The sequence below is a fragment of the Corallococcus interemptor genome (assembly GCF_003668875.1).
GTDB classification, from domain to species: domain Bacteria; phylum Myxococcota; class Myxococcia; order Myxococcales; family Myxococcaceae; genus Corallococcus; species Corallococcus interemptor.
Genome location: NZ_RAWM01000004.1, coordinates 48,782 through 73,251, shown reverse-complemented (window position 1 = coordinate 73,251; position 24,470 = coordinate 48,782). Strand labels below are relative to the sequence as shown.

Below are 24,470 nucleotides of genomic sequence, written 5' to 3'. Positions count from 1 at the left end.
GAGCTGTCATGCGCAAGTCGGGTCTGGGAGTTGTTTGCGGCCTTGCTCTGATGGGCCTCTCCTGTATGCATTTGACGGGGCCATCTGATCTGAAGGGGAGACCGCTGCTGGTGTGTACCTCGGTTCGTACCGCCAGCCTGCCGGACTGCAGCAATGTCGGTGGGGAGTATGGGAAGGCCTTTGAGCTTGCGAGTCAGGAGTTCAAGCGAGAGCGTTTGGAAGCCCTGACGCACGATGATCCACATGATGCCGTGGCGCGGTGTCTGGCTCGCCTGGAGAGCTACACATCCGCCGTGGAGATCCTGGACGAGAACATCAACGTGCACTTCATCATGTCGGATGTTTGCTACGGGCCGGGCGCGGTGTGGGCGGACGGGGGAGCCTCGTTCCGCTTTCAACGGGGAAGCCAGCGGGTCCAGAGGATCATGCCTGAATGAGCGCGACTGGCGGAATCAACACCAAGGACCCCATTGAACCACTCGAGATCGCGGCCATGGAACAGGCCTGGAACCTCGAGTCGGATGCCAAGGCCTCCCGAGAAGCTGTGTTCCATGCCTATTTGATGGCGGCACGGGCTGGGAGGATGGAGGCGATGACGAATGCGGGCCTCCACCTCATGTATGGGGATGGAGTCCGCAAGGATGTGAAGCAGGCGCTCCGATGGACGAGAAAGGCCGCCCGACTGGGGGATGATGTTGCTGCCTTCAACCTCGGGTTGTTCTACGCGAAGGGGCAGGACGTCCGGAAGGACAGGCGGATTGCCGAACGCTGGTACCGGCGCGCCGTAGTCCTTGGCTTTCCACAGGCCAAGGGGAATCTCGCGGCCTTGCTCTACTTCGGCCGGAATCGGGAGAAGTGGAAGGAGGCCGTCGTGCTCTGTCGAGCACTTGCACGACAGGGCGACATGGGTGCGCTCTGCACAGTGGCCGAGGCCTACGAGCGGGGGCGAGGCGTCAGGAAGAATCTGGGGAAGGCCATCCAGTTGTACAAGCAGGCCGCCGCAGGGGGGAATGCCGATGCGCAGGCGACCCTGGGATGGATGTATCGCAAGGGCATTGGGGGCCCTCGAGACGTCCTCGGCGCGATCCGTTGGTACCAGGAAGCAGCGAAGCAAGGCCATGCCAACGCGTGTTTCGGCCTGGGGCGGATTCACGCGAAGGGTGACGGAGTGCCCAGGTCCAAAGCCCGCGCGGCCCGGTATTACAGGATGGCCGCGGACGCTGGGCATCCCCGGGCCGCGGCCTGCCTGAAGGCACTTGGCGTCGACCGGCCGACCCCTACGTAGTCTCCAGCACGAGCCGCTGGGTGACCTCCCGGCACACGGCCTGCGCCTGCTGCACGGAGTCCGCGTAGGCGAGCACGTAGCCCGCGCGGTCCTCTGACTTCAGGGCCTGCCGGATGGTGGCGCCCAGCTCCACCGCGAGCGAGATGTCCACGACGCCCGGAAGTCGCTTCAGCGCCAGCGCGCCGTTGATCCGCTTGAGCTTGCCGGGAGGCGGGGTGAAGTACTGGATGGCCGCGCCGCCCCGGGGCACCGGATCCGCTTCCAGGGGTTTCAGCGTCCCCATGGCCCACTGGAGCGTCATGTCCAGCAGGTCATGCCCCGTGGTCAGCCGGACCAGGTCCCACAGCCGGTCGCCGCCCAGCCGCGTGTGCGTCTCCACGATGCGAGGCCCGCGCGACGTGTACTTCAGCTCCGTGTGCGAAGGCCCATCCTTGAGGCCGAGCACGTCCAGGAAGCTCCGGATGAAGTCGCGCACCTCGCGGTCCCGTCCGGGAGGCATGGGCGCGGGGACCTGGTGGGCGACCTCCAGGAACGCGCTGCCGTTGGGGTCCGTGCTCTTCGTCTCCTCGTTGATGCCCAGGATGACGTGGCGGCCCGCGAAGGAGAAACACTCCACGGAGTACTCGGGGCCGTCCAGGTACTCCTCGGCGATCCACGACGCGCGGCCGTTCAGCACGCCCTCCAAATCCGAGGCGGAGCGGACCAACCGCACGTCGATGCTGCCCACGCCATCCACGGGCTTGAGGATGAACGGGTAGCCCTGGCGCTCACCGAACGCGACGGCGTCCTCCCGCGTCTTCACCGGCGCCCACTGCACCGGGGAGAACCCGCCGGAGTCGAGCACCCGCCGCATGGCCGGCTTGTCGCGTGTCTTCTCCACCAGCTCCAGCGGCGTCCCTGGCAGGCCCAGCTCCTGGTTGATGCGCGCGCACGCAATCAGCGCCTCCTCCGCGACGGTGACGGCGCTCACGAAGGGCGTGACGGCGTGCGCGGCCTTCAGCATGGGGATGAGCGCCGGGTCGTCGTAGCCCATCAGGAGGACCCGGTCGGACTGCCGGTTCACGTAGTCATCGGACTGGCCCGGTTGCTGGATGATCAACGGCCGCAGGCCCAGCTGCCACGCCCGCTCCGTGATGAACTGCCTTGCGCCCAGAAGGATGAGGTTCGCCGCCATGGTTCATGCACTCCTTGCAGTGACGTCCTCCGCGCGGCTCCGCGCGTGACGGATGAAGGCCTGGCGTCCCTCTTCGGAAACGACGAACGCCCACCCCAGCTTGCCTCCACTGGTGATGTTCACCACCTTGGAAGTGCGGCTGCCGCGCACCAGGAAGCCGTTGGCCTTCCCTCCGTAGGAGTAGAAGCCCAGCACCAGCCGGTACTCATGCGGGACGGAATCACCGGCCGCGCGCAGCTTCACGGTCTCCGCCTCCACGACGCGCTGGCAGATCCACCGCTCGACGCCCGGTTCGCGCAGCTTCTGCTCCAGCACGTCCGAGGGCCAGTCCGTCCCCATCAGCACGCCGCTGCCGCCATAGGAGCTGCTGTCGTCGATCTTGAAGACCAGCCCGGCTTTGTCGCGCAGCGCCGCCGCCAGGTTCGCCTCCGTGAGGGAGAAGGCAGGGGGCAGGTACTTCTGGATGGCGGCCCGCTCCTCGTCGTTGAACAGCGCCTGGTGACCCGGCTCGCACAGCAGCGCGAGGAACCGCTTGCTCATCCGCAGCTCCGGTTCGAAGCCGTTGGTGAGCACCGCGCCGCTGGCCCACAGCTTCTCCAGGAACACGAAGCCGTCGGTGACCTCCTCGTAGGTGAACATGCGGTGGATGAGCGTGCGCTCGGCCTCCTCCCGCCTGAGCCAAGCCTCCGGGTAGCGGACCTCGTCGAGGATGTGGACCGGAACGCCCGGGTTCAGCTCTTCGAGGTATCGCTTCAGGTACTCCTGGCGCGGATACCCCAGGCCTGAATGCATGGTGGAGTCGAGGATCACCACGCGGCGCAGGTCCCGCTTGCGGCACTCCGCCGCGTACAGCACGGCGAGGTCGCGCAGCGGACTGTCCGTCAATCCAGCGCGAGGAAAGCCCAGCGCCTCGGCGGCCGCGCGGGAGCCCTCGTAGGCCTCGCCTCCGCCCACGCCCGGGAAGATGTTGAACTCGCAGAAGAAGTAGCCCTGCCGCGTCGGCACGACGTCCATCCGGCCAATCGTCGCGTCACCGTGGCGCAGGTTGTCCCAGTGGATGAAGCCCGCAAGCCGCCGGGGCATCCGCAGCAGGTCCAACAGGCCCTCGCGCGAGCGCGTGTCGATGAGGTGGCCAATGAGCTTCAGCTGCGCGGAGAGCAGGGCGCGGCACGCCTGGCTCAGCTCCAGGAACTCCGCCTCGCTGAAGAGGAGCGGGTGCGCGAACTGGCTCTTCTCATACATGGGAGAGTCCAGGTCGTGGATGGCGGCCATGGTGCTCGCGTGCGCCGTGGCATCGCGCGCGACCGTCCATCCTTCCTCCACGGCGGCGAGGAACGGCTCGTTGAATTCGCCGATCATGGGTTGACCCCAAAGAGCGCGTTCATCTTCTGGAGGGAGAAGGCCTTGTAGACGACGGGCTCGTACTTCGCGGGCATGTCCTTGCAGAACTTGGGGAAGCACTCGATGAGCGCGTCGTCGTTGGCGAGCTTGAAGAACGCCAGCGACTGGCGCTCACCGCCGGACAGGACGACCCGGTGCGGGGTGGAGACGTATTCGTCGTTGGACCAGCGGGCCATCAGGTCTCCGATGTTGACGATGAGGTGATCCCGCCGCTCCAGCGTGGGGGTGATCCACGAACCGCCGCGCTCCTTCACCTGGATGCCAGGGCCCGTCTGCGCCAGGACCGTGAGCAGCGTCCCGTCCGTGTGCTCGCCCATGCCCTGGTCGTTGACCAGCTCCGGGCTGAGCTGCGGGTAGAGCAGGGAGCGCAGCGAGTCCGTGGAAGCGGAGGTCTTCTTCGCGAAGAAGTCCCGGGGCAGATCCAACGCGATGCTGAAGAGCTCCGTGAGCCGGGCCGTCAGCGCCTCGCACTCGCGGAAGTACGCCTTGAGCGCCGCGCGCAGCCGCTGGCCATCCGCGTCGTCGCTGAACGGCAGGATCGCGCCGTCGTCCTCGATGAGCCGGCCCACGCTGAACTTCTCCACGTAGTCGCCAGGCAACCCCTTGCGGCCCATGTACGCGAAGGCGTTCTCCTCCAGCATGCCGCTGTATCCGTAGGGCGTGTAGTCGTCCGCGGCCATGGTGAAGCCGGACTTCAACCGGCACCGGTTCTTCACCTCGAGCGGCTGGCGGAAGAACGCCCGTGAGAGGGCATAGGCGTCCTCGAAGACAGCTGGCGCGATGCCGTGCCCGCTCAAGGTGAAGAAGCCCACCTGCTTGCAGGCCCGGTCGACTTCGAACGCCGCCCGGCGCTCGGCTTCGGACCCTGGCGTCGCGGACGACAGGTCGATTCGGGGCAACTCCTTCAACATGTGCTCCTCCAGGTTCGGTGGATCAGCTCTCGTTCACGCAGCACGTGCGCGACGGTGAGGACGTCCAGGAAGGCGTGCCCCGTCGAGCTGAAGACGGTGCGGCTCGTCCGCAGGGGACCGCTGTCCCTCCGCACGAGCTGCGCCAGGGTGATGGCGTGGGCGTGTACGGGCCCGGCCTCCGCGAGCGCCGTGGCCAGGTCCTCGACGATGACCGTCGACGTGCGCAGCAGTTCGAGCGGCACCTCCCGGGCCTCCACCGTGTGCCCGCCCATGCAGTTGATGTGCACGCTGGGGGAGAGGCCTTCGAAGCTCCCCAGCGGCGTCTTCGACGACGTCGCGGTGCCAATCACGTCCGCGCCCCGGATGGCCTCGTCGAGCGACGCGCAGGCCACGACGTGCACCGCGTCCCCCAGGGAGGAGCGCAGCTCCGCGGCGAACGCACCGCGCCGGGCCGGGTTCCGGGCCCACAGCCGCACCTCCCGGATGGGGCGGACCGCGAGGACGGACAGCACCTGCTGCCGGGCCTGCGCGCCCGTCCCGGCCACCGTCAGCGTCCGCGCATCCGTGCGCGCGCAGAAGTCCGTGACGAGCGCGGACACCGCGGCGCACTTGAGCTCCGTCACCGCCGCGCCATCGAGCAGCGCGAGCAGCTCCCCCGTGCGCGTGGAGAACGCCGCGACCACTCCGTTCATGGTGGGCAGCGGGTCGGTGGCGGCCCGCTCGAACAGGGTCGCCACCTTGTTGATGTAGAGGCCCAGTTGCTCCGACACGGCCGGCATGGAGACGAACGCGGCCTGCCGGGAAGAGGAGGGGACCGCGACGCGCAGCGGGACCTGCACGCGCTCATGCAGGCCCTCCGTGAGCGCCGCCTCCAGCTCGCGCACGAGCCGGGGCAGGTTCCCGTGCGCGGAGACGACGTCGTGGGAAAGGAAGGCAGCCATCGCGCGTCCCTGGGCCTACAGCGTCGCGAGGACTTCCTTCAGGTGGCCGATGAACGACTGGACCCTCTCCGTGGGCAGGTCGCCGCGCAGCATGAGCCGGATGCCCGCCTTGCCCACGGGCACGATGGGGAAGAAGACCGCGGAGCAATAGAAGCCTCGCTTGTAGAGCTCGCGCGACAGCTTCACGGCCTTCTCCTGCTCACCCACCTCCACGACCTTGATGTGCAGTCCGTCGCCGCGCTGCTCGGTCTGGATGTGCTCGTCGAAGAGGGCGATGTTGCGGCGAAGCTGCTCCTGCCGCTTCGCCAGCTCCGGGCTGCGGTGGACCTTGATGCTTCCCATGGTCGTGCCGATGGCCGCCGTCCGCAGGCTCTGGGACCAGCCCATGGGGCCCGTCCTGTAGAGAAAGTCGTAGTGCTTGCGCGAGCCGAGCATCGCGATGCCGCCCGTGCTGCCGAACGCCTTGGCGATGGAGGCGATGATCAGCGTCCGGTCGTTCATCTCGCGCAGCCGCGAGCGGATGTAGCCCTCGCCGTTCTTCCCCTGCGTGGAGAGCGAGTGCGAGTCGTCGATGTAGAGGAAGAGGCCGTACTTCTCCTGGAGCGTGAGCAGCGCCTGGAGGTCCGTCACGCCGCCCGTCGAGTAGACGCCGTCGCACACGTACGCCACGCGCGGGTACTTCCGGCAGACGTCCTCCAGGAAGTTCATGTCGTTGTGCGGGGCGTTCAGCACCTTCGTTTCGTCCGCGACGATGGGCTTCACGAACGCCATGGAGAAGTGCGCGAACTTGTCGAACACCATCACCAGCGGCTCGCTGTCCGTCAGGTGGCCGGACCCGAGCACCGGCAGGATGGCCGCCGTGAGCGCGCTGGAGGTGACGGCGGGCAGCACCGGTCCACCGAGGAGGTCCGCGAGCTGGTGCTCCAGCTCCTCCAGCAGGCCCAGCCGGATGCGGAACTCCGCCATCGACAGGCCGGTGATGCCCGCGCGCTTGAGCGCGTCGATGCCGCCCTGGAGGACCTCCGGGTGGCTGTTGAGCCCCAGGTAGGAGCAGGAGCACAGGTTGGCGAACTCGTGCCCGGTGTCCACCTCGCGGAAGTGGTTCTGGCCGCCCACGGCCTCCACGCGGATGTTGAGCATGTTCGCTTCCCGGGCCACGGCCCAGGCGCTCTCGCTGGCGGGGATCATCTTCTGGTTGTTGCGGTGGACATGGGGACCCATCACCGCGTCGCTGGGCGTCGTCACTTCCGCGCTCCTGTCTTGTCGATCACGAACTGGCCGATGCGCTGAAGCGCTTCCCGGCCGCTGCTGAGGCGGTTGAAGTGCAGGTGCCAGACGTGGACCATGTCGGGCCACTCCTCGAACGTGACGTCCACGCCCTGGGCCTGGGCCTTCTTCGCCATCGCCTGCGAGTCGCTGAAGAGCAGCTCCCGCTCGCCCACCTGGATGAGCAGCGGAGGGAAGCCGGTGAGGTCCGCGTGGATGGGAGAGATCGTCGGCTGCCGGGCGTCCTGCCCGTTGAGGTAGTGCCGGGCGACCTCCTCCACCACCTTGCGCTGGACGAGCGCGTCCGCCTTCTCGCGCGTCTCGTAGCTTTCGCCCTGGATGCCCAGGTTGAACCACGACGAGATGCACACCAGCGCCCCCGCGAGCGGAAGCCCCTTGGCCCGCGCGTGGACCTGCATGGACACCACCAGGCCACCACCCGCCGAGTCACCCGCGATGGAGAGGTGGCCGGGCTTGAACCCCTGCTCCAGGAGCCACCGGTACGCGGTGGTCGCGTCGTCCAGCGCGGCCGGGTAGGGATGCTCGGGAGCCCGGCGGTAGTCGAGCTGGAGCACCCGGCAGCGCGCCTGCCGGCCCATCTCCGCGGCCATGTGCCCGTGGCTCACGAGCGACCCGAAGACGAACCCGCCTCCGTGCAGGAAGAGGAGGGCGCGGTCCTGATCGCACTCCGGCGGCGTGAGCCACTGGGCCCGAACGCCGTTCACGTTGACAGGCTCCACCCGGATGTCCGCCGCGATGGGCAGCCCGAGCGAATCGTAGTGGACCCGGGCGGCCTCGTAGCCGTCCGGCCAGGGCCGGGCGTCGAGGTACGCGAGCAGGTCCTTCATCTCCGCCGCGTTGCGCTCCGCGTGCTGTCGCGTGGTCATGCCCGCACCTCGATGATGTTCGGGTACGGGGCGAGCTCGCCGCGGACGAAGCGGGTGATGTTGGCGTCGTCCTTGTGGTTCGTCGCCTTATCCAGGGACAGGCCGTAATAGTCGTACCAGCGCTTGAGGTCGTCGGTACCCGCGACCTGATACTCGACGTGGCGGATGGGGCGCTTCGCGGCCTTGCTCGCGTCGGTGAGGGACGGCTGGGTGGCCGCGTGGGCGAGCCCTCCCACCACCTCGTTGTGGAGGACGATCATCACGATGTCGTTCTCCAGGTCGAGCTTCAGCGCGAACGAGTAATCGCGCAGGATCTCCTCGGAGAACTCCGCCTTCACGGCGACGTTGTAGTTGTTGGGGATGTTCTCGATGAGCGCCCGGGGGTCCAGGCCCTTGTCCTGGCAGAACCGGCGCGTGTCGCAGATCATCGGCATGCCGCCGCTGATGTTCTGGTTGGGGCCGTAGAGGTTCGCGATGAACGGCGTCGCCGAGTCGAAGTGGACGCACTTCGTGGTGACGAACTCGCGGCTCTCCGTGTGGTCGCTGTTGGGCGTGAAGTTCCGGTTCTTGTTGAACCCGTCCACGTCCATCTTGGCCACGCGGTCATAGGCGATGGGCGTGGGGCTGTAGCGGGCCAGGTCGAAGCGCGGAGCGATCGCCCGGAAGACGCCCTCCAGGTAGTCACGGGCCAGCGCGGCGCCGGACTCCGTGTGGATGTCCAGCCCGCGGTCCGCGAGCAGCTTGTTCACGCCGAACACCACCGCGAACCCGTTCTTCTGCTCCACGGCCTCCACCACGGCGTCGAGCAAGGCACCGGCCGGAGCCCCCGGGCGGCCTTCCGCCAGGTCCGCCGGGAAGGTGGAGACATTGATGAACGAATCCTTGAGACGGCTCGGATCGAGTCTTTTCATGGCTGTCCAGGGGATGAGGGGGAATGAGGCGGCCGCCAATGGCTGGCAATGGCCGCGATGTCTGTCTTGATATACGGATCTGGAAATCCGGCGTCAAGCCTCCCTGGATTTTGCTGTTGGGAGTGTTTGTGGGTGGAGCGCGCAGCTTGAAACTGTATCAGCCGTGCTTGGGCTCTGGAACGACGCTCCCAGGAGGGCGACCGTGTCCTCTCGACGGAACCCCTTGAATACGTCAGGTAGGATCGGGGTGCCCCCGCGTGTCGGCCTGGATGTATGTGATTTGGCTGGTCGTGGACGCGTCCGGATCATGTCTTTACATTGACTGGCAATGCGGAAAGGACATCTGGATGGGATCGCGCCGGTGGCGATCTCTGGCTTTGCGTTTGCCCTTCCGGGCGCTCGCACCCTCGATGAGCTGGCGGAAGTGCTTCACGGGGGAAGGACGACGTATGGCCAGTGGCCGGAGGAGCGCATTCCCCGGGCCCTGTATCTGGACCCCACGGCGGCGGTGGGCGCGGCGCGGACCTCCACGCTGCTGGGAGGTGTCGTCGGGGCTTGTGACCTGCCGGAGATGGCGCGCCAGGCCCTGGCTTCCGCCGGGCTGACTCCTGGCGCGCTGAGTGGGCAGCCCGTCCCGGTGTTCCTCGCGCACTCACGAGGCGGTGGCCATGGGCTCTACGACGCCGCGGTGCTGGCGGTGGCGGAGCAGCTCCAGCCGTACCTCGTGCATGGGGCGCACCCGAATGAGTTCTCCCATCAGGAGCTGACGGACCTCACCCGCAAGGTGCGCCAGTCACTCCGGGAGTCGTTCGGGCCGGAGTTCGTGGAGGACCCGAGGGAGCGCGCCACGCACCGGCTCGCGAGCAGCATCGCGGAGGCGCTGGGCACGACGGAGAAGGCCCTGCTCGTGGACGGGAACTGCACCGGCGGTCTGGCCGCGATTGAACTGGCCGCGCGGGAGCTCACGAAGGGGGCGCCGTGGGCCATCGCGGGCGCGCTGTCCTACGTCGACACGGTCAACCAGGTCCTCTATTCGAACTCCCGCCTCCTCTCCTCCGAGGGCTGCTTCCCGTTCGCCCAGAAGGGCAACGGCACGGTCATCTCCGACGGAGTGGTGCTGCTGGTGCTCACGAGCCTGGAGCGGGCCGTCCAGGAGCGGCTGCCCATCCACGGAGTGATCCGGGGCGTCGGTGGGGCGAACGACGGCGCGGCCGAAGCGTACATGCTGGTTCCGAACCCGCGCGGTCACGGGCTCGCGGTACGGCGGGCGCTCGACCAGGCAGGCGTGGAGCCCAGGGAGTTGGGAGTGATCCTCGCGCATGGAACGGGCACCCGGGCTGGTGACGCCGTGGAGGCGAAGGTCTTCGACCGGGCACTGAAGGCGCACGGGGAGGACGCACAGCCCAGGTCACCGGTGCCCGTGATGTCCATCAAGGGGAACCTGGGGCACGCGAAGGAGGCGTCAGGCCTGGCGAACCTGATCGCGCTGCTGGCGCTGTTCGAGTCCGGTGGCATTCCGGGACCGGTGCACGGGGACAAGCCGAGGAGCCTGCTCGAACCGGGAGGGCTCATCGAGGTGGAGAAGACGGCCCGGTCCTGGCCGGCTGGCGAGCAGCCACGCATCGGAGGCGTCAGCGCCATCGCGAGCGGAGGCCAGAACTACCACGCGGTGGTGGAGGACCAGCCTTCACCCGCGCGGGCCCAGGCGCTGCTGAGAGGGGTGCGGAGGAGTCCGGCGAGGAGTGACGAGCCCATCGCCATCGTTGGGATGGCCGGCGCGTTCGCGGATGCCCCCGACCTCGCCACGCTGTGGACGAACCTGCTTCACGGCCGTCGGGCGTTCCGGAGGTTGCCGTTCGGGCTCGGGGCGCCGCTGAACCTGGATGCGTCACGATTCACTGGAAGCGCCAGCCAGTACGACGAACGTCCTGCCGACATCCTCCGGCATGATCCGCTCCACTACCTGCTGGTGGACCTGGCGCGGAGCGCGGCGGCGAAGGTCTCCATTGAACGGGGAAGCAACGTCCCGGTGGTCGTCTCCGCGGAGCACTGCAGCGAGTACGGCCTGCGCCAGGTCGCGGCGGCACGTCTGCCGGAGATTGAAGAACACCTTCAGCGCGTGCTGCGCGAGACGGGCAAGGACCTCAAGGGCGTGGCCCGCACCGTGCGAGCGGCGATGAAGCGACTGTCGAACGATCTGCCGGAGCTGTGGGCCGGCAGCCTGTTCAACCTGTCGCCCAGCTTCATGGCGGCGAGGATCGCCCGAGCGTTCGACCTGACCGGACCGACCTGCGCCATCGAGGCCGGAGGCGCGGCGGCGTCCCTGGGAGGCCTGGAGGTCGCCTGCGGCCGGTTGACGTCACGTGAAGCGGACGCGGTCTTCTGGGCCACCGCGGACATGCGCCTCGGTGGCACGCGGCTGGTGGATGAAGGCGCGCAGGGACTCCTGTCCCACCGGGACGCACCGACCGTGTTCGACGCGGCCTCCGATGGATATCTGCCCGGCGAAGGCGCCACGGTGTGCGTGCTGCGACGGTTGTCGGATGCTCGGGAGCGGGGTGAGCCCGTGCTCGGGATCATCCGCGCGGTGGGGAGTGCGTTCGGCGCGCCTGACGACCACGGGCTCGTCTCCGAACCCGCGATGAGCCTGGCCATCCGGCGTGCCTGGTCACGGTGTGACGTGTCAGCGGACGCGCTCGCCTTCGTGGAGTGCTTCGGCAGCGGGCATCCCGCGAGCGATCGCGCGGAGCTGGCCGCGCTGGGACGGACACTCGGGACCGCGCGAGCCAGACCGCTGCCCCTGGGCGCAATCACACCGAACATTGGCCACACCGGAGCAGCGGCAGGAGCCGCGAGCCTGATCAAGGCGCTCCTCACACTGGCCGCGAAGCGGATTCCGGCGACCTTGGGGGGAACGGGTGAGACCGACAACCTTCGAGTCGTCACGGAGCCACAGGCATTGAAGGAAGCGCGCTTCGCGGGAGTCAACGCGGCGGGAAGTGGCGGCACCCACTACCACGTCGTCCTCGAAGCCGGTCCCGACCTCCAGGTGCCTGGCGCATGAGCCTTCCAGTTGAGGTGCGCAACGACGTCTTCGCTCTTCTGGCGACAGACCTCCATGAGCGGATCCCGATGACGAAGTTCCTGGGGATCCACTTCGTGGAGTTCGAGCCCGGACGCATCGTGCTCGGGGCGCCGTTGGGGCCTTCGCTCAATCACCGGGGGACGGCCTTCGGTCCTGGCGTGTTCACCGCGGCCGGGCTTGCCCCGTGGCTGTTGCTCGTGCGCGCGGCGTGGGCGGAGCGGCTTGGCGTGCAGATCCTGCTGCGCCGCTGTGAGTTCGCCATCCACCGGCCCATCACCTGCGATTACCGGGCCCGCTGTGACGTGTTGCCCGCTCTGGAGGCCGACACGCTCCGTCAGGGAGGCAAGGTGCGGCTTACTGCAACGTCACAGGTCTTCATTGATGAGGGAGCTCCAGCAGCGACCTACACGGCGCACTTCACGTTGCTGGCCGGAGCGGGGGAGAGCGATTTGGCGTTGCCCTTTCCGGAGGCGTGGCGGACGTGATCTACCGCAAGCTGGGTGGCATCGACGTGTCGGTCTTCGCGCTGGGCGCGGCCAACTTCGGGGGCATCGGAAGCTCCCGGAAGCTGCTGGGGCAGGGCGAGACCGAAGCCGAAGCACATGCGCTCCTGGACCGCGCGGTGGCGCTGGGCATCAACCTCATCGACACGGCGGGCACCTACGCGGACGGAGCCAGCGAGGCCATCATCGGCACATGGCTCGCCTCGCGTGGCGCCGCGATGCGGGACCGGGTGCTCATCTCGTCCAAGGTGGGCCTGCGCGGTGGGCTCGGTCGGCAGCATGTGTTCGCGGAGGTAGACCGCTCGCTCGCACGGCTTCGCATCGACACGCTCGACTTCTATCTGGCGCATGTGCCGGACCCTGCCGCTCCGTGGGAGGAGGTCCTGGACACGTTCCAGGCGCTCGTGAGGGCAGGGAAGGTCCGCCGCTTCGGTCTGTCGAACGTGGCCGCGAGCGACCTCTGGCGCTGCGCCGCGCCGCGCTCCGGAGGCCCGGTGGGGTTCGGCTGGGTCCAGAACCGCTTCAACCTCCTGGAACAGGATGACGTGCACAACGGTGTGCTGGAGGCCTGCGCGAAGCTGGGGCTCCAGTACACGCCCTATTCACCGCTGGCCGGCGGCCTGCTGAGCGGCCGGTACGCCATCACAGGTGGGATTCCGGAGGGCACGCGCATCGGCCAGCGCCGGGACCTCTACGCGAAGGCCTGGACCCCGGAGAACGCAGCCCGCGTCGAACAGCTCAAGTCGATGGCCGCCGCGCATGCACTGTCTCCATCCGGCCTGGCCACCTGGTGGCTGGTGCACTGCCCCTTCGTGACCTCCATCCTCGTCGGCGCCCGCAGCCCGGAGCAGCTCGAGCAGTTGGTCACCGAGGCGTTGAACCTGCCCACGAACGAAGACCTCTGGCGAAGCCTCACTTCCACCCAGGAGCAATGACGTGCGAGCGATGGTCTGCGGGAAATGGGGTGGGCCCGAGCAGCTCACCCTCACCAACGTCCCCGAGCCTGTTCCGAAACCCGGCGAGGTGCGCATCGACGTGCACGCCTGCAGCGTGAACTTCGCCGACCTCCTCATGATCGCCGGGACCTACCAGACCCGGCCCGAACTGCCCTTCGTCCCGGGCCTGGAGGCCGCGGGATCCATCGTCAGCGCTCCGGAGGGCTCGGGCTTCAAACCCGGGGACCGCGTCGTGGCCATCCTCTGGCACGGAGGCTACGCCGAGCAGGCCGTGGCCTCCGTCCAGGAGACGTTCCTGCTGCCGCCGGGAGTCTCGTTCGACGTCGCCGCCGCGTTGACCAGCGCCTACGTAAGCACCGCGCTGGCGCTGGTCCGCGTCGCCAATCTGAAGGCTTCAGAGGTGCTCCTTGTTCTTGGAGCGAGCGGAGGCGTGGGGCTTGCGGCGGTACAGCTGGGCAAGGCCTTGGGCGCCAAGGTCATCGCGGTGGCGAGCACTCCGGAGAAACTTGCCATCGCGCGTGAAGCGGGCGCTGACCATGTCTTGGGTCATGGAGACTGGAAGGAGCAGGTCCTCGCTGCCACGGGCTCAGGAGGCGTGAACGTCTGCTTCGATCCGGTCGGCGGCCCGCTCTTCGACCCAGCGCTCTCCACGCTGGGCTGGGGAGGCCGCTACGTGCTCGTGGGCTTCGCCGCGGGACAGGTTCCCAGCATTCCCGCCCACCGGCTGCTCGTGAAGCATCGCGCGGTGCTGGGCTCGTCGCTGCGCTACTTCCGCCACCACGACCCGGCCGCGCTGCGCGAAACCATGGACCAGCTCTTCGCCTGGTATGCGCAGGGCCGCATCTCTCCGTACATCACGCTCCGCTTGCCCCTGGAGCGGACCGCCGATGGTCTGCTCGCCCTAGCGGAGCGGCGAGCCATCGGCAAGGTGGTGGTCCACGTCCGCGAGAGCGCCTGACGGTCCTCGTGCTTTCAACGCTCCGCGAGAGCACGCTCCATTCGCTGCGCGCTCTCGGGGCCGACGGGAGAATAGAAGAGGACTCGGAGCGTGCGTGCGTCCGGCTCGACGTGCATCAGCGTCACGTGCGCGAGCTCGATGTGTCCGGTTCCGGGGATGTCGACGACCTTCGTGCCCTCTGGCTCGGCAGCCAGGTCATGCTGCGTCCAGAGCCGGCGGAACTCGGGGCTCCTCGCCTTCAGCTCGTCCGCGAGCTCCTGGAACTGCTCGTGGGCACTCGCGCGTGCTGCTTCCGAGCGAAAGCGCGCGACGAGGTTTCGTGCGTGTGCCTCGCGCTCCACCGTGACGAGCGGCGGTCCCTTTCCAAGGAAGAGGTTGCGCAGGGCATTCGTGCCACGCAGATCACCCCAGAGCTTCAGCGCGGGTCCGTTCATTGCGACGACGTCCCAGCGCAGGGTCGAGACAATCGCCGGATGACGATGCGCCTCGATCGTGAGCGCGAGCAGGGGGCTCACGATCGGCGGCGTTGCGGCAATCGGACGGGGCGAGCGACCCTGGGCAAGCTCGAACAGGTACGAACGTTCCGCGGCATCGAGGCGCAGCGCGCTCGAAAGCCGCTCGAGCACCGCCTCCGAAACCTGGATGTCGCGTCCCTGCTCGAGCCACGTGTACCAGCTCGCCCCCACGTCAGCGAGCTGCGCGACCTCCTCGCGCCGCAGCCCCGGCGTGCGCCGCCGCCCACCCTCGGGCAGCCCCACCTCGGACGGCCGCAGCCGCGCCCGGCGGGTCCGGAGAAAGTGCCCCAGCTCGGAGCGCGGAGACGACAGGGACGCGGCGGTCATGGCCCGCAATATAGGGAGTCATCGTCCAAACCGGGCCTGGAGCCGTTCAGGCACGCGCGCGCCCTGGATATGAATCTTGGCGGAGGCCTCCTCGATGCGCCGCAGGTCGCCCTGCGTCAGCTCGACGTCGAGCGCGCCCAGGTTCTCTTCCAACCGGTGCAACTTCGTCGTGCCAGGGATTGGAACGAACCAAGGCTTCTGGGCCAGCACCCAGGCAAGCGCAATCTGGGCGGGCGTGGCTCGCTTGTCGCCGGCGATTTGCTGGAGCAGGCGGACCAGCGCCTGGTTCGCCTCCATGGCGTCCTGGGAGAAGCGCGGCAGGAGCCGGCGCAGGTCGTCGTCGGCCAATGGCGTGCTGGCGTCCATCTTGCCGGTCAGGAAGCCCTTCCCAAGGGGGCTGAAGGGCACCAGTCCGATGCCCAGCTCTTCGAGCGTCGGAATGATCTCGGTCTCATGCTCTCGCATCCAGAGCGAGTATTCGCTCTGCAACGCCGTCACGGGCTGCACGGCGTGCGCGCGGCGGATGGTCGCCGCGCCAGCCTCCGACAGGCCAAAGTGCTTGACCTTCCCTTCGGCGATGAGGTCCTTCACGGCGCCGGCGACATCCTCGATGGGCACCTCCGGGTCGACACGGTGCTGGTAGAGCAGGTCGATGCGGTCGGTCCGCAGGCGCTTCAGCGATGCCTCCGTCACTCGACGTATCTGCTCGGGCCGGCTATCGACCCCCGACAGCGGGCTCGGCCCGTTCTCGCCATGCTTGATGCCGAACTTGGTGGCGATCACCACCTGGTCGCGCACGGGCGCGAGTGCCGCACCGAGCAACTCCTCGTTGAGAAAAGGCCCGTAGACTTCCGCGGTGTCGAAGAACGTGACGCCGCGGTCAACCGACGCGCGCAGCAGCTTCGTCATCTCCGCGGTGTCCTTGGGCGGACCGTAGAAGAAGCTCATGCCCATACAGCCGAGGCCGAGCGCCGAGACTTCCAGTCCCTGTCCAAGCTTGCGCTTTTGCATTGTCATCCTCGCTAGCGAGCGTTCTTCGGCGCTCTGCCCAGGTTGCCCAGGAACTCGATCATCCAGCCCGGGTATTCGGCGGGCAGTGCGCTCACCTTGTCGAGCTCGGCGATCTCGGCGGGGTCGAGCACGAAGTCGCTGGCCTTCAGGTTGTCCCTGAGCTGCGCCTCGTTCTTCGCGCCGACGATGATCGCGGAGACGTGGGGCTTCGCGAGCAGCCACGCAAGCGCGACGCATGCGACGCTCGCGCCCTTGGCGTCGCCAATCTTCCGCATCGCGTCGATGCAGTCGAAGGCGCGGTCCTTGTTGACGGGAGGGAAGTCGAAGCTGGCCCGGCGCGAGCCGTCAGGGCCTTTGCCGTCACGCCCCTGCTTTCCGGACAAGAGGCCCCCGGAGAGAGGGCTCCAGACCATGAGCCCCATCTGCGAGTCGTTCAGGAGGGGCACGAGCTCGCGTTCGAGATCGCGGGTGGCGATCGTGTAGTGGGCTTGCAATGACTCGAAGCGAGCCCAACCCCGGTGCGCCGCGATGCCGTTGGCCTTGGCGAGCTGCCATGCCGCGAGATTCGAGCAGCCGACGTAACGCACCTTGCCGGAACGGACCACGTCGTCGAGGGCGCGCAGGGTCTCGTCGAAGGGGGTCACCGGGTCGAAGCCGTGAATCTGGTAGAGGTCGACCCAGTCGGTCCCGAGGCGCTTCAGGCTGCCCTCGATGGAGCTCATGATGTGAGCGCGAGAGAGGCCCTGCTGGTTCGGACCCGGGCCGGCCTTGCCGCGTACCTTCGTGGCGAGCACGACGTCCTTGCGGCGCGCGCCGAGGGCCTTGCCGAGGATCTTCTCGGACTCGCCCTCGGAGTAGACGTCAGCGGTGTCGAAGAAATTGATGCCGTTCTCGAGCGAGATTGACACGAGTTCGTCGGCCTCGGCCTGGGCCGTCCTGCCAATGGGCTCGTAGAAGCCCTTCCCGCCGAAGGTCATCGCTCCGAAACAGAGTTCCGAGACGTAAAGGCCCGTGCGGCCGAACAGCCGATAGCGCATGCGAAATGCTCCTGAACGCAGGCCACCGGACGCCCCGGTCGGCCTTCTCATGGCGCTCAGGATACGAACGGCGTGAAGGGCTGCCAGAGGGAGAATTTATCCTGGGACTGCCACCACCAGTCGTGTCAGGCGCTACGTGAACGACCGGGGCAGTCCCAGCACGTGCTGGCTGATGTACGACAGGGCCATGTTCCGGCTCACGGGCGCGTTGATGAACAGGCGCACCTCGCGGAACTTGCGCTCCACGTCGTACTCCTCCGCGAAGCCGTAGCCGCCGTAGGTGTCCATGCAGGCATTGGCGGCCTCCCAGGCGGCTTCGGCGGCCAGGTACTTCGCCATGTTCGCCTCGGCTCCGCAGGGCTGGTGGCTGTCGAAGAGCGTCGCGGCCTGCTCCGTCAGCAGGGACGCGGCCGTCAGCGCCGTGTGCGCCTTCGCGATGGGGAACTGCACGCCCTGATTGCTCCCGATGGGCTTGCCGAACACGACGCGCTCCTGCGCGTACGTGACGGCCTTCTCGATGAACCAGCGGCCATCGCCAATCGCCTCCGAGGCCACCAGCACCCGCTCCGCGTTCATGCCGTCCAGGATGTACGAGAAGCCCTTGCCCTCTTCGCCAATCAGCCCCTCGACGGGCACTTCGACGTTCTCGAAGAACAGCGCGTTCGTCGCGTGGTTGAGCATGGTCCGGATGGGCCGCGCCTCCAGCCCCTGTGTCTTGCGCAGGTCCAGCAGGAACACGCTCATCCCATCCGTCTTCTTGCGCCCCTCCGCGCGAGGCGTCGTCCGGGCCAACAGCAACATCAGGTCCGACTGGAGCACGCGGGAGATGAAGATCTTCTGCCCGTTCACGACGTAGCGGTCGCCCTGCCGGACCGCCGTCGTCTCGATGGCCGTCGTGTCCGAACCCGAGTTCGGCTCCGTCACCGCGAACGCCTGGAGCCGCAGCCGGCCGGCTGCAATCTCCGGGAGGTAGCGCTGCTTCTGCTCCGCGGAGCCATGCCGCAGCAGCACGTTCATCACATACATCTGCGCATGACACGCGGACGCGTTCCCGCCGAAGTGGTTGATCTCCCCCAGCACCACGGCCGCCTCGCGCAGGCCCAGCCCGGCGCCGCCGTACTCGGTGGGAATCAGGGCCGCCAGCAGGCCGGCTTCCGTGAGGGCCTGGACGAAGTCGTGAGGATATTCACGCTCCGCGTCGAGGGTCCGCCAGTACTTCGGGGGGAAGCGCCCGCACAGGGCACGCACGGACGCGCGGATCGCGTCCCGGGTCTCATGGGAGTCCATGCGCGAAGGATGTCCGTCCCCTCATGCTGACTCCAGGACAGGGCGGGTCCGCGCCTCGACACCGCGCGGGTCCACCCCCGGGGTCCGTTGGGGTAGAGTCGGCGGCCCCATGGAGCGCAACGGCGCGGCGGCGATCATCATTGGCAATGAAGTCCTCACCGCGAAGGTGAAGGACGAGAACGGCCCCCACCTCATCCAGCGGCTGCGGGAGCTGGGCATTCCGCTCGTCTCGGTGGAGACCATCCTGGACGACGTGGACGCCATCGTGGACGCGGTGTCCCGCGCCCGGCGCAAGGCCCGCTACGTCTTCACCAGCGGAGGCATCGGCCCCACCCACGACGACGTCACGGTGCGCGCGGTGGCGCTCGCGCTGGGCCGGCCCGTGGTGCGCCTGCCGGAGATGGTGTCGGCCATCCAGGCCCGCGCGGGCACGTCCCCGGTGACGCCGGAGTCCCTGCGGCTGGCGGACGCCCCCGAAGGCGCGGTGCTCCTGGCCCAGCCGGGCATGTGGTTCCCCGTGCTGACGGTGGGCGACATGTTCCTGTTGCCGGGGGTGCCGCAGCTCTTCCGGCTGCAGCTGGAGACGGTGCTCGCACGGCTGAGCGGCACGCCGGTGCACCTGGTCAACCTGTACTTCAACCTGGGCGAGAGCGCCCTGGCGTCCGTGTTGGATCGCGTGGCGCTGGACATGCCCCACGTGGCCATCGGCTCGTATCCCGTCTTCGACGCGGCCATGGACTACCGCGTGAAGGTGACGGTGGAGGCCCCGGAGCGGGCCTACGTGGACGACGCCGTGGGCCGTCTGCTCGGGGGAGTCCCGGCGGACGCGCTGGTCCGCCGGGAGTAGCCCGAGGCTCGAAAGGACGCCTACAGCGCCAGGCCGATGCGCTGGCGCAGGCGGAAGAAGTCGTCCGTCAGCAGCCACGACAGCAGGGCCTTGAGGTCGGCGCGCTCGCGCACCGCCTGGAGGATGGCGTCGGTGCTGCCGTCCTGGCGGTTGGCCACGATGTTCGGATCCTCGCGCAGCACCATGGTGAGGCCCACGGACGGGTCGCCGCAGACGAGCAGGCCCGCGCGGTCCGCGGAGAAGCCGAGCGCGTCCACCACCGCCGCCACGTCGATCTTCGGCTGCGTGGACAGCGTCTGCGCGGGGCCCTCCGAGGCCTTCATCGCCTTGCGGTTGAAGGCCTTCTTGAGCAGCTTCGTCGTCTCGTCGTTGCGCCGGCCCAGGCCGTTGAACTGCGGCACGTGGACGCGGATGGCGTTGCCGAACAGGTCCACCGTCTCCCCCTGGGACGTCTTGGAGAGGACGGCCGTCTTGTTGAGCAGGCCCAGCACCGCCTTGCCGATGAGGAACTTCTGCTCGCGGGCGTTGAAGCGGCGCACCACGTCCTGGCCCACGCACAGGGACAGGGGCTCCGTCGTCTCCAGCTGCAGCATGCCGCGCCGGGCGAGGTAGACCTCGAACTCCTCCACGCCGAACGTCTGCGCCACCGCCCGCACGGCCTTGAACACGGCCGAGTCCGGCTTGAGCTTGTCTTGCTTCGGGTTGACGCCGAGCATCTCGAACTGCGGCGGGTACACCTTGCCCAGGTGCTCGCCCATGGCGCGCAAAAGCTCCGTCAGCGGGCCGCGCGCGGCCGGGTGCATGAGCACGGTGTCCACGTCCGTGGCGGGCAGCGCTTCCCGAGGCTCCTGCGGCTGGCGGGCGCGGGCCTCCGAGTAGAAGGCCTGCTCCACCTCGTTGGTGGCGCGCATGAACGTCAGCACCGCGGAGACAGCGAACGCCTTGTCCTGCTGCTTCTGGGACTCCCACAGCTTGAACAGCGCATGCAGGCTGTCCACGCGAGCGGGGTCCTGGCGCAGGATCTGCCGGTGCTCCTCGATGGCGAGCGGGTAGCTGGCCATGTCGCGGCCATACAGGTCCGCCAGCGCGGCGCGCGCCTGGAGGTTCTGCGGATCCTGCTCCACCAGCTGCCGGTAGATGACCGTGGCGCGAGCCGGCTCCGCCAGCGGGCCCGCGTAGAAGCTCGCCACGCGCATGCGCAGGGACACCGCGCGCTTGACGTCCGTGGACGCGGTGGCGGCCGCCTGGGCCTCCAGCATCTGCGCCAGCTCCGGCAGGTTGCGCTGGCGCTCATAGAGGACCACCAGCCGGTCCACCAGCGCGGGCTCGCCCGGCGTCAGCTCCAGCGCCTTCTTGTAGAGCGCCGTGGCGGAGGCGACGTCGCCCAGGCCCTCGTCGTGGATGCGCGCCAGCTCCACGGTGAAGCGAGCGCGGGCGTCGTTGGGCAGGTCCTGATCCAACAGCCGACGCAGGCAGTCCACCGCGCCGCCGAAGTTGCGGCCCTGCGCGTACACCGTGGCCAGACGCTCCAGCGCCTCCGGGTGGCGGGGCAGGGTGGCCAGCGCCGTCTGGAGGTGCGCGGCCGCGCGGCCCGGGTCGTTCAGGTGCTGCTGGTAGAGCGCGCCCAGCGTCAGGTGATGCTGCGCGAGCACGCGAGGATCGCCGCCCTGCTGCACGCGCTGCCCCAGCATCTGCGCGGCCTCCGCGTACTGCTGCGCCTCCAGGAGGAGCAGGCCGCGCGTCTCCAGCGCATCGGGGAAGCCGGGCCGGGCGGCCAGGGCCTTCTCCAGCACCGCGAGCGCACGGGCCCGGTCACCCAGGGCCACGTTGTGGAGGCGGGCCGCGGTGACGTACGCAGCAGCCGCCGCTTCCACGTCACGCTGCGCGAGCCGGGCCTCGGCGCGCCGCTCGTGCAGGGCCGCGAGGTCGGAGGAACCGCCGCGCTGCGCGAGCAGCTCCTCCAGGCCGGTGGCCGCGCCCGGGTGCAGCGGGTCGCGCTCCAGCGCCAGGCGGTAGAGGGCCGAGGCGCCGTCGGGGTCGTTGAGCTTCTGGGCCGCGAGCTTCGCGGCGGCGACGAAGCCCTCGATGGCGCTCTTGGTGTCGCGGCTCGCGCGGGCCTCGGTCTCCATCATGGCGCGAGCGGTGGCGAAGTCGCCCCGGCGCAGGGCCACGCGGCGGGCGCCCTGGAGCGCGGGGAGGCACTGCGACTGGAGCTCCAGCGCCTGCCGGTACAGCGCGGCGGCCGGCTCCAGGTCGGGGTTCTTCTCGGCCAGCTCGGCGGCGCGCAGCAGCAACTCCAGCGCCTCCGTGGCGTCGGTGGTGACGGCCAGCCGCATGCCGTACATGCGCGACAGGGCGGCGGTGTCACCGGTCTGGCGCAGCACGCGCTCCAGGCCGAAGGCGAGGCGCGCGTCGGACGGATCCGCGTCGAAGGCGCGCTGGTAGACCTCCAGGGTGCGCTCGGAGGGCGGGCCCTTCTCCTGATCCGCGGCGGCCAGCAGGCGCAGCGCGCTGGACAGGCGCGTGTCGGTGACGCGCTCGGCGATGCGGGCGCGCAGCTCCGCGCGGCGGACGCGGTCCGACACGCGGATGCGCTCCAGCAGCATGAGGGCGGTGAGGTTGCCGGGCTCCAGGCCCAGCACGGACTCGCAGCACTGCGCGGCGCGGGACGGCTCCTGGAAGCGGTCCAGGTACAGCCGCGCGAGCTTGAGGTACGCGGTCACCTTGGCCGCGGGCGTCTGGCCCACCTGCGTCTCGCGGTCGAGGATGGAGACCAGCTCCTTCACGTTGTCCTGCGCGACGTACAGGCGCTCCAGCGCGCGCAGCGTGGCGGCGTGGCCCGGCGTGAGGCGCAGCACTTCCTGGTAGCCGTCGATGGCCAGCTCCGGGCGGCCCAGCTGGTCCTCCCAGATGGCGGCGGCCTGGTAGAGCGCGTTGGCGCGCTCCAGCGGATCCGTGCGGTTGGCGGCGTCCGCGCGAAGGACTTCGACCAGGCTCTCCCAAGCACCGTGGGCCCGGTGGATGCGGGCCAGCGCGCGCAGCGCCGGGAAGTAGCTGGGCGCCAGCATCAGCGCCTCCTGGTACGAAGCCAGCGCCTCGTTCTCCTGCTTGAGGCGGTGCTCGTACAGCTCGCCAATCTTGTAGATGAGCGCGGCGGCCGCGTCGGTGGAGGCCGAGATCTCGGACTCCGCGCGGTACATGTCGATGAGCTTCTCCCACCGGCCGTCCTGCGCGTACAGCCGGCCCAGGGCCTTGAGCGCGGGCAGGTACGACGGCGACAGCGCGAGCACGCGCTCATACGCGGTGATGGCGCCCACGCGGTCCTTCAGGTTCTCGTCGAGGATCTCCGCGTTGCGGTGGAGCAGCGACAGCACCTGCTTGGTGTCGCCGGCGAACGACGCCTCCAGGTCGTTGGTCTCCAGCAGCTCACGGAAGCGCCCGGCGCGCTCGTAGAGGCGGGCCAGGTTGCGCAGCGTGGGCAGGTGATCCGACGCCAGGTCGAGGATGCGCTTCATGCACTCGATGGCGTGGTCCAGGTCACCCAGGCGGTCCTCGTAGATGACCGCCATCTTGTTGAGCGTGGTGATGACCTGGTCGCGGTCGGACGTCTGGAGCAGGTCCTGCTCGAACATCCCGACGAGCTCCGCGAAGCGGCCCTGGCGCTCGTAGAGGCGGGTGAGGGCCTTCTGCGCGGGGAGGTAGCCCGGCTGGAGCTGGAGGCACGCGTTGTAGCGCGAGATGGCGTCCTCCTGGCGGCCCAGGCGCTCCTCCAGGATCTCGGCCGCCTTGTACATGCGAGCGGCCTTGCCCTTGGCGTCCTCGGCAGCGGTGACCTCCGCGTCGAAGACGGCGACGAGGCCTTCCCAGTTCTGCATCCGGTACGACAGCTTGCCCAGGCCCGCGAGCGCGGCGGCATGGCTGGGGATGCGGGCGAGGATGGCCTGGTAGCGGGCAGCGGCCTCCTGGTCGCGCTTGAGGTCGTCCTCGTACAGCGCGGCGAGGCGCAGGTTGATGGCGACGAGCTCGCTCTCGTCGTTGATGGAGCCCACCCACGCGAGCAGCACGTCGGCCAGCTCCTCGAAGCGCCCTTGCGTCTCGTAGATGCCGGCGAGCGCGCTGAGGACCAGCGGCTCATGAGGGCTCACGCGGCGAGCAGCAAGCAGCGCGGAGAGTGCGTCGTCCTTGCGGCCCAGGCGGTCATGGACCTTGGCGATGTGCAGGTACGCGGGAGCGCCCTGGGAGCCCTGGCCTTCGGCCTCGGAGAGGAGGGCGGAGAGGAGTTCGTCGGTGCGGCCCTCGCGCTCGGCGACGCGCTTGACGGCGGCCTGGAGCAGCGGGTCGGAGCGGTCGAGCGCGAACGCCTCACGGAAGGCCGCGGCGGCGGCCTCCTTCTGCTTGAGGCGCTCCTCCAGGATCATGCCCGCGGACGTGAGATAGTGGGCGCGAAGGGACGGCGGGACGACGGCGGTGGCGAGCAGCCGGTAGATCTCCACCAGCGCGCCCGCGTCGTTGCGAGCCGCGTAGACGGACTCCAGCTGGGTGAGGAGGGTGACGTCGGTGGGCTTGCGGTCCAGGGCCTGGCGAAGGGCATCCGCGGCGTCGTTGTCACGGGACAGGCGCTCCTCGAGGATCTGCCCCTTCTCGAAGAGGAGCGACGCCTGCTGGCGAGGATCCTCGGAGGCGGAGAGCTCCGCGTCGATGAGCTGCACGACCATCTGCCAGTTGCCGACGTCGGCGAAGAGGCGGCGAGCGGCGCGGATGTTGGCGAGGAAGCGCGGCGCCAGCTTGTACGCGTTCTGGAATGCGACAGCGGCGTTGCGAGGGTTCTTGAGGGGCTCTTCCCAGAGCAGACCGACCTCATGGAACAGGAGGGCGGCGGTCTGAGGCTCGGTGGTGGCGAGCGCCTTGGCCTCGCGCTCCATGGAAGCGATGCGCTCGCGGGCATCGTCCTCGGCGCTGGCCTGGGGGGCGGGGAGGGTGCTCACGTTCTGTGCAAGCGCCTGGACCGCGCCAGCCTCGGGGGCCCCGGGGGGAGGCACCGATGCGGGGGACGAAGGCCGCGTGACGTCATTGCGCTCGCTCATGGAAGCCGGCTCCAGGCACTTTGAAATGGAGAGGGGGAGACTGAACGGGAGTTCGTACCACGCGCTCGCCCGGCCCCTCAACTT

Annotated in this window: 19 protein-coding genes; 7 read left to right on the top strand and 12 right to left on the bottom strand. The window is 68.8% G+C overall.

Annotation, left to right across the window (positions count from 1 at the left end; genetic code table 11):
- Positions 1 to 8 precede the first annotated feature (8 nt).
- Together D7X96_RS02550 and D7X96_RS02545 are read left to right on the top strand one after the other, a co-directional pair.
- Positions 9 to 437, top strand: coding sequence for a hypothetical protein (locus tag D7X96_RS02550; protein ID WP_147442747.1), 429 nt, complete (start codon positions 9 to 11; stop codon positions 435 to 437).
- The gene (locus tag D7X96_RS02545) at positions 434 to 1,285 is read left to right on the top strand and encodes a tetratricopeptide repeat protein (RefSeq protein ID WP_233609484.1); all 852 of its coding nucleotides are present in this window, start codon (positions 434 to 436) and stop codon (positions 1,283 to 1,285) included. Before D7X96_RS02550 ends, D7X96_RS02545 begins: the two co-directional genes overlap by 4 nt.
- On the opposite strand, the gene D7X96_RS02540 is transcribed toward D7X96_RS02545, so the two are convergent.
- From D7X96_RS02540 to D7X96_RS02510, 7 genes are read right to left on the bottom strand one after another with little or no spacing between them, the layout of a single operon-like run.
- Positions 1,278 to 2,459, bottom strand: a complete 1,182-nt coding sequence (locus D7X96_RS02540; RefSeq protein ID WP_121768887.1) for an ATP-grasp domain-containing protein — start codon at positions 2,457 to 2,459, stop codon at positions 1,278 to 1,280. The genes D7X96_RS02545 and D7X96_RS02540 overlap by 8 nt on opposite strands.
- A 3-nt stretch (positions 2,460 to 2,462) precedes the next feature.
- Positions 2,463 to 3,818, bottom strand: a complete 1,356-nt coding sequence (locus D7X96_RS02535; RefSeq protein ID WP_121768886.1) for a hypothetical protein — start codon at positions 3,816 to 3,818, stop codon at positions 2,463 to 2,465.
- Positions 3,815 to 4,771 (bottom strand): isopenicillin N synthase family dioxygenase, encoded by a 957-nt coding sequence (locus tag D7X96_RS02530; protein ID WP_121768885.1) that lies wholly within the window; start codon positions 4,769 to 4,771, stop codon positions 3,815 to 3,817. Before D7X96_RS02530 ends, D7X96_RS02535 begins: the two co-directional genes overlap by 4 nt.
- Positions 4,765 to 5,712, bottom strand: coding sequence for an ornithine cyclodeaminase family protein (locus D7X96_RS02525; RefSeq protein ID WP_121768884.1), 948 nt, complete (start codon positions 5,710 to 5,712; stop codon positions 4,765 to 4,767). Before D7X96_RS02525 ends, D7X96_RS02530 begins: the two co-directional genes overlap by 7 nt.
- Before the next feature lie 15 nt (positions 5,713 to 5,727).
- The gene (locus tag D7X96_RS02520; protein WP_199746834.1) at positions 5,728 to 6,957 is read right to left on the bottom strand and encodes an aminotransferase class I/II-fold pyridoxal phosphate-dependent enzyme; all 1,230 of its coding nucleotides are present in this window, start codon (positions 6,955 to 6,957) and stop codon (positions 5,728 to 5,730) included.
- Entirely contained in the window at positions 6,954 to 7,865 is a 912-nt protein-coding gene (locus tag D7X96_RS02515) for an alpha/beta hydrolase (RefSeq protein ID WP_121768883.1), read from the bottom strand. The genes D7X96_RS02520 and D7X96_RS02515 overlap by 4 nt, the downstream gene beginning before the upstream one ends.
- On the bottom strand, positions 7,862 to 8,776 hold the full coding sequence (locus D7X96_RS02510; protein ID WP_121768882.1) for a hypothetical protein: 915 nt from the start codon (positions 8,774 to 8,776) through the stop codon (positions 7,862 to 7,864). The genes D7X96_RS02515 and D7X96_RS02510 overlap by 4 nt, the downstream gene beginning before the upstream one ends.
- Positions 8,777 to 9,104: 328 nt before the next feature.
- On the opposite strand from D7X96_RS02510, the gene D7X96_RS02505 reads away from it, so the two are divergent.
- The 4 genes from D7X96_RS02505 to D7X96_RS02490 are packed head-to-tail and all read left to right on the top strand — an operon-like array spanning position 9,105 to position 14,278.
- Positions 9,105 to 11,840, top strand: coding sequence for a beta-ketoacyl [acyl carrier protein] synthase domain-containing protein (locus tag D7X96_RS02505; RefSeq protein ID WP_121768881.1), 2,736 nt, complete (start codon positions 9,105 to 9,107; stop codon positions 11,838 to 11,840).
- On the top strand, positions 11,837 to 12,346 hold the full coding sequence (locus D7X96_RS02500; protein WP_121768880.1) for a YiiD C-terminal domain-containing protein: 510 nt from the start codon (positions 11,837 to 11,839) through the stop codon (positions 12,344 to 12,346). The genes D7X96_RS02505 and D7X96_RS02500 overlap by 4 nt, the downstream gene beginning before the upstream one ends.
- On the top strand, positions 12,334 to 13,299 hold the full coding sequence (locus D7X96_RS02495; RefSeq protein ID WP_121768879.1) for an aldo/keto reductase: 966 nt from the start codon (positions 12,334 to 12,336) through the stop codon (positions 13,297 to 13,299). Before D7X96_RS02500 ends, D7X96_RS02495 begins: the two co-directional genes overlap by 13 nt.
- A 10-nt stretch (positions 13,300 to 13,309) precedes the next feature.
- Positions 13,310 to 14,278, top strand: a complete 969-nt coding sequence (locus tag D7X96_RS02490; protein ID WP_244219425.1) for an NADPH:quinone oxidoreductase family protein — start codon at positions 13,310 to 13,312, stop codon at positions 14,276 to 14,278.
- Between the two features lie 14 nt (positions 14,279 to 14,292).
- On the opposite strand, the gene D7X96_RS02485 is transcribed toward D7X96_RS02490, so the two are convergent.
- The 4 genes from D7X96_RS02485 to D7X96_RS02470 form a co-directional block, all read right to left on the bottom strand.
- Positions 14,293 to 15,120 carry a helix-turn-helix transcriptional regulator gene (locus D7X96_RS02485; RefSeq protein ID WP_121768877.1) on the bottom strand — a complete coding sequence of 276 codons (828 nt, stop codon included), beginning with the start codon at positions 15,118 to 15,120 and terminating at the stop codon, positions 14,293 to 14,295.
- Positions 15,121 to 15,138: 18 nt separating this feature from the next.
- Entirely contained in the window at positions 15,139 to 16,131 is a 993-nt protein-coding gene (locus D7X96_RS02480) for an aldo/keto reductase (RefSeq protein WP_121768876.1), read from the bottom strand.
- An 11-nt stretch (positions 16,132 to 16,142) separates the two neighbouring features.
- Positions 16,143 to 17,168, bottom strand: coding sequence for an aldo/keto reductase (locus D7X96_RS02475; RefSeq protein WP_121768875.1), 1,026 nt, complete (start codon positions 17,166 to 17,168; stop codon positions 16,143 to 16,145).
- Positions 17,169 to 17,300: 132 nt separating this feature from the next.
- Complete coding sequence (locus tag D7X96_RS02470; RefSeq protein ID WP_121722063.1) at positions 17,301 to 18,455, bottom strand: acyl-CoA dehydrogenase family protein; 1,155 nt, start codon at positions 18,453 to 18,455, stop codon at positions 17,301 to 17,303.
- Positions 18,456 to 18,564: 109 nt separating this feature from the next.
- Between D7X96_RS02470 and D7X96_RS02465 the strand changes: the two genes are divergently transcribed.
- Positions 18,565 to 19,302 carry a competence/damage-inducible protein A gene (locus D7X96_RS02465; protein ID WP_121722064.1) on the top strand — a complete coding sequence of 246 codons (738 nt, stop codon included), beginning with the start codon at positions 18,565 to 18,567 and terminating at the stop codon, positions 19,300 to 19,302.
- A 20-nt stretch (positions 19,303 to 19,322) separates the two neighbouring features.
- Here the strand turns inward: D7X96_RS02465 and D7X96_RS02460 are convergent, their stop codons facing one another.
- Positions 19,323 to 24,386 carry a tetratricopeptide repeat protein gene (locus D7X96_RS02460; protein WP_121768874.1) on the bottom strand — a complete coding sequence of 1,688 codons (5,064 nt, stop codon included), beginning with the start codon at positions 24,384 to 24,386 and terminating at the stop codon, positions 19,323 to 19,325.
- Positions 24,387 to 24,470: the final 84 nt, after the last annotated feature.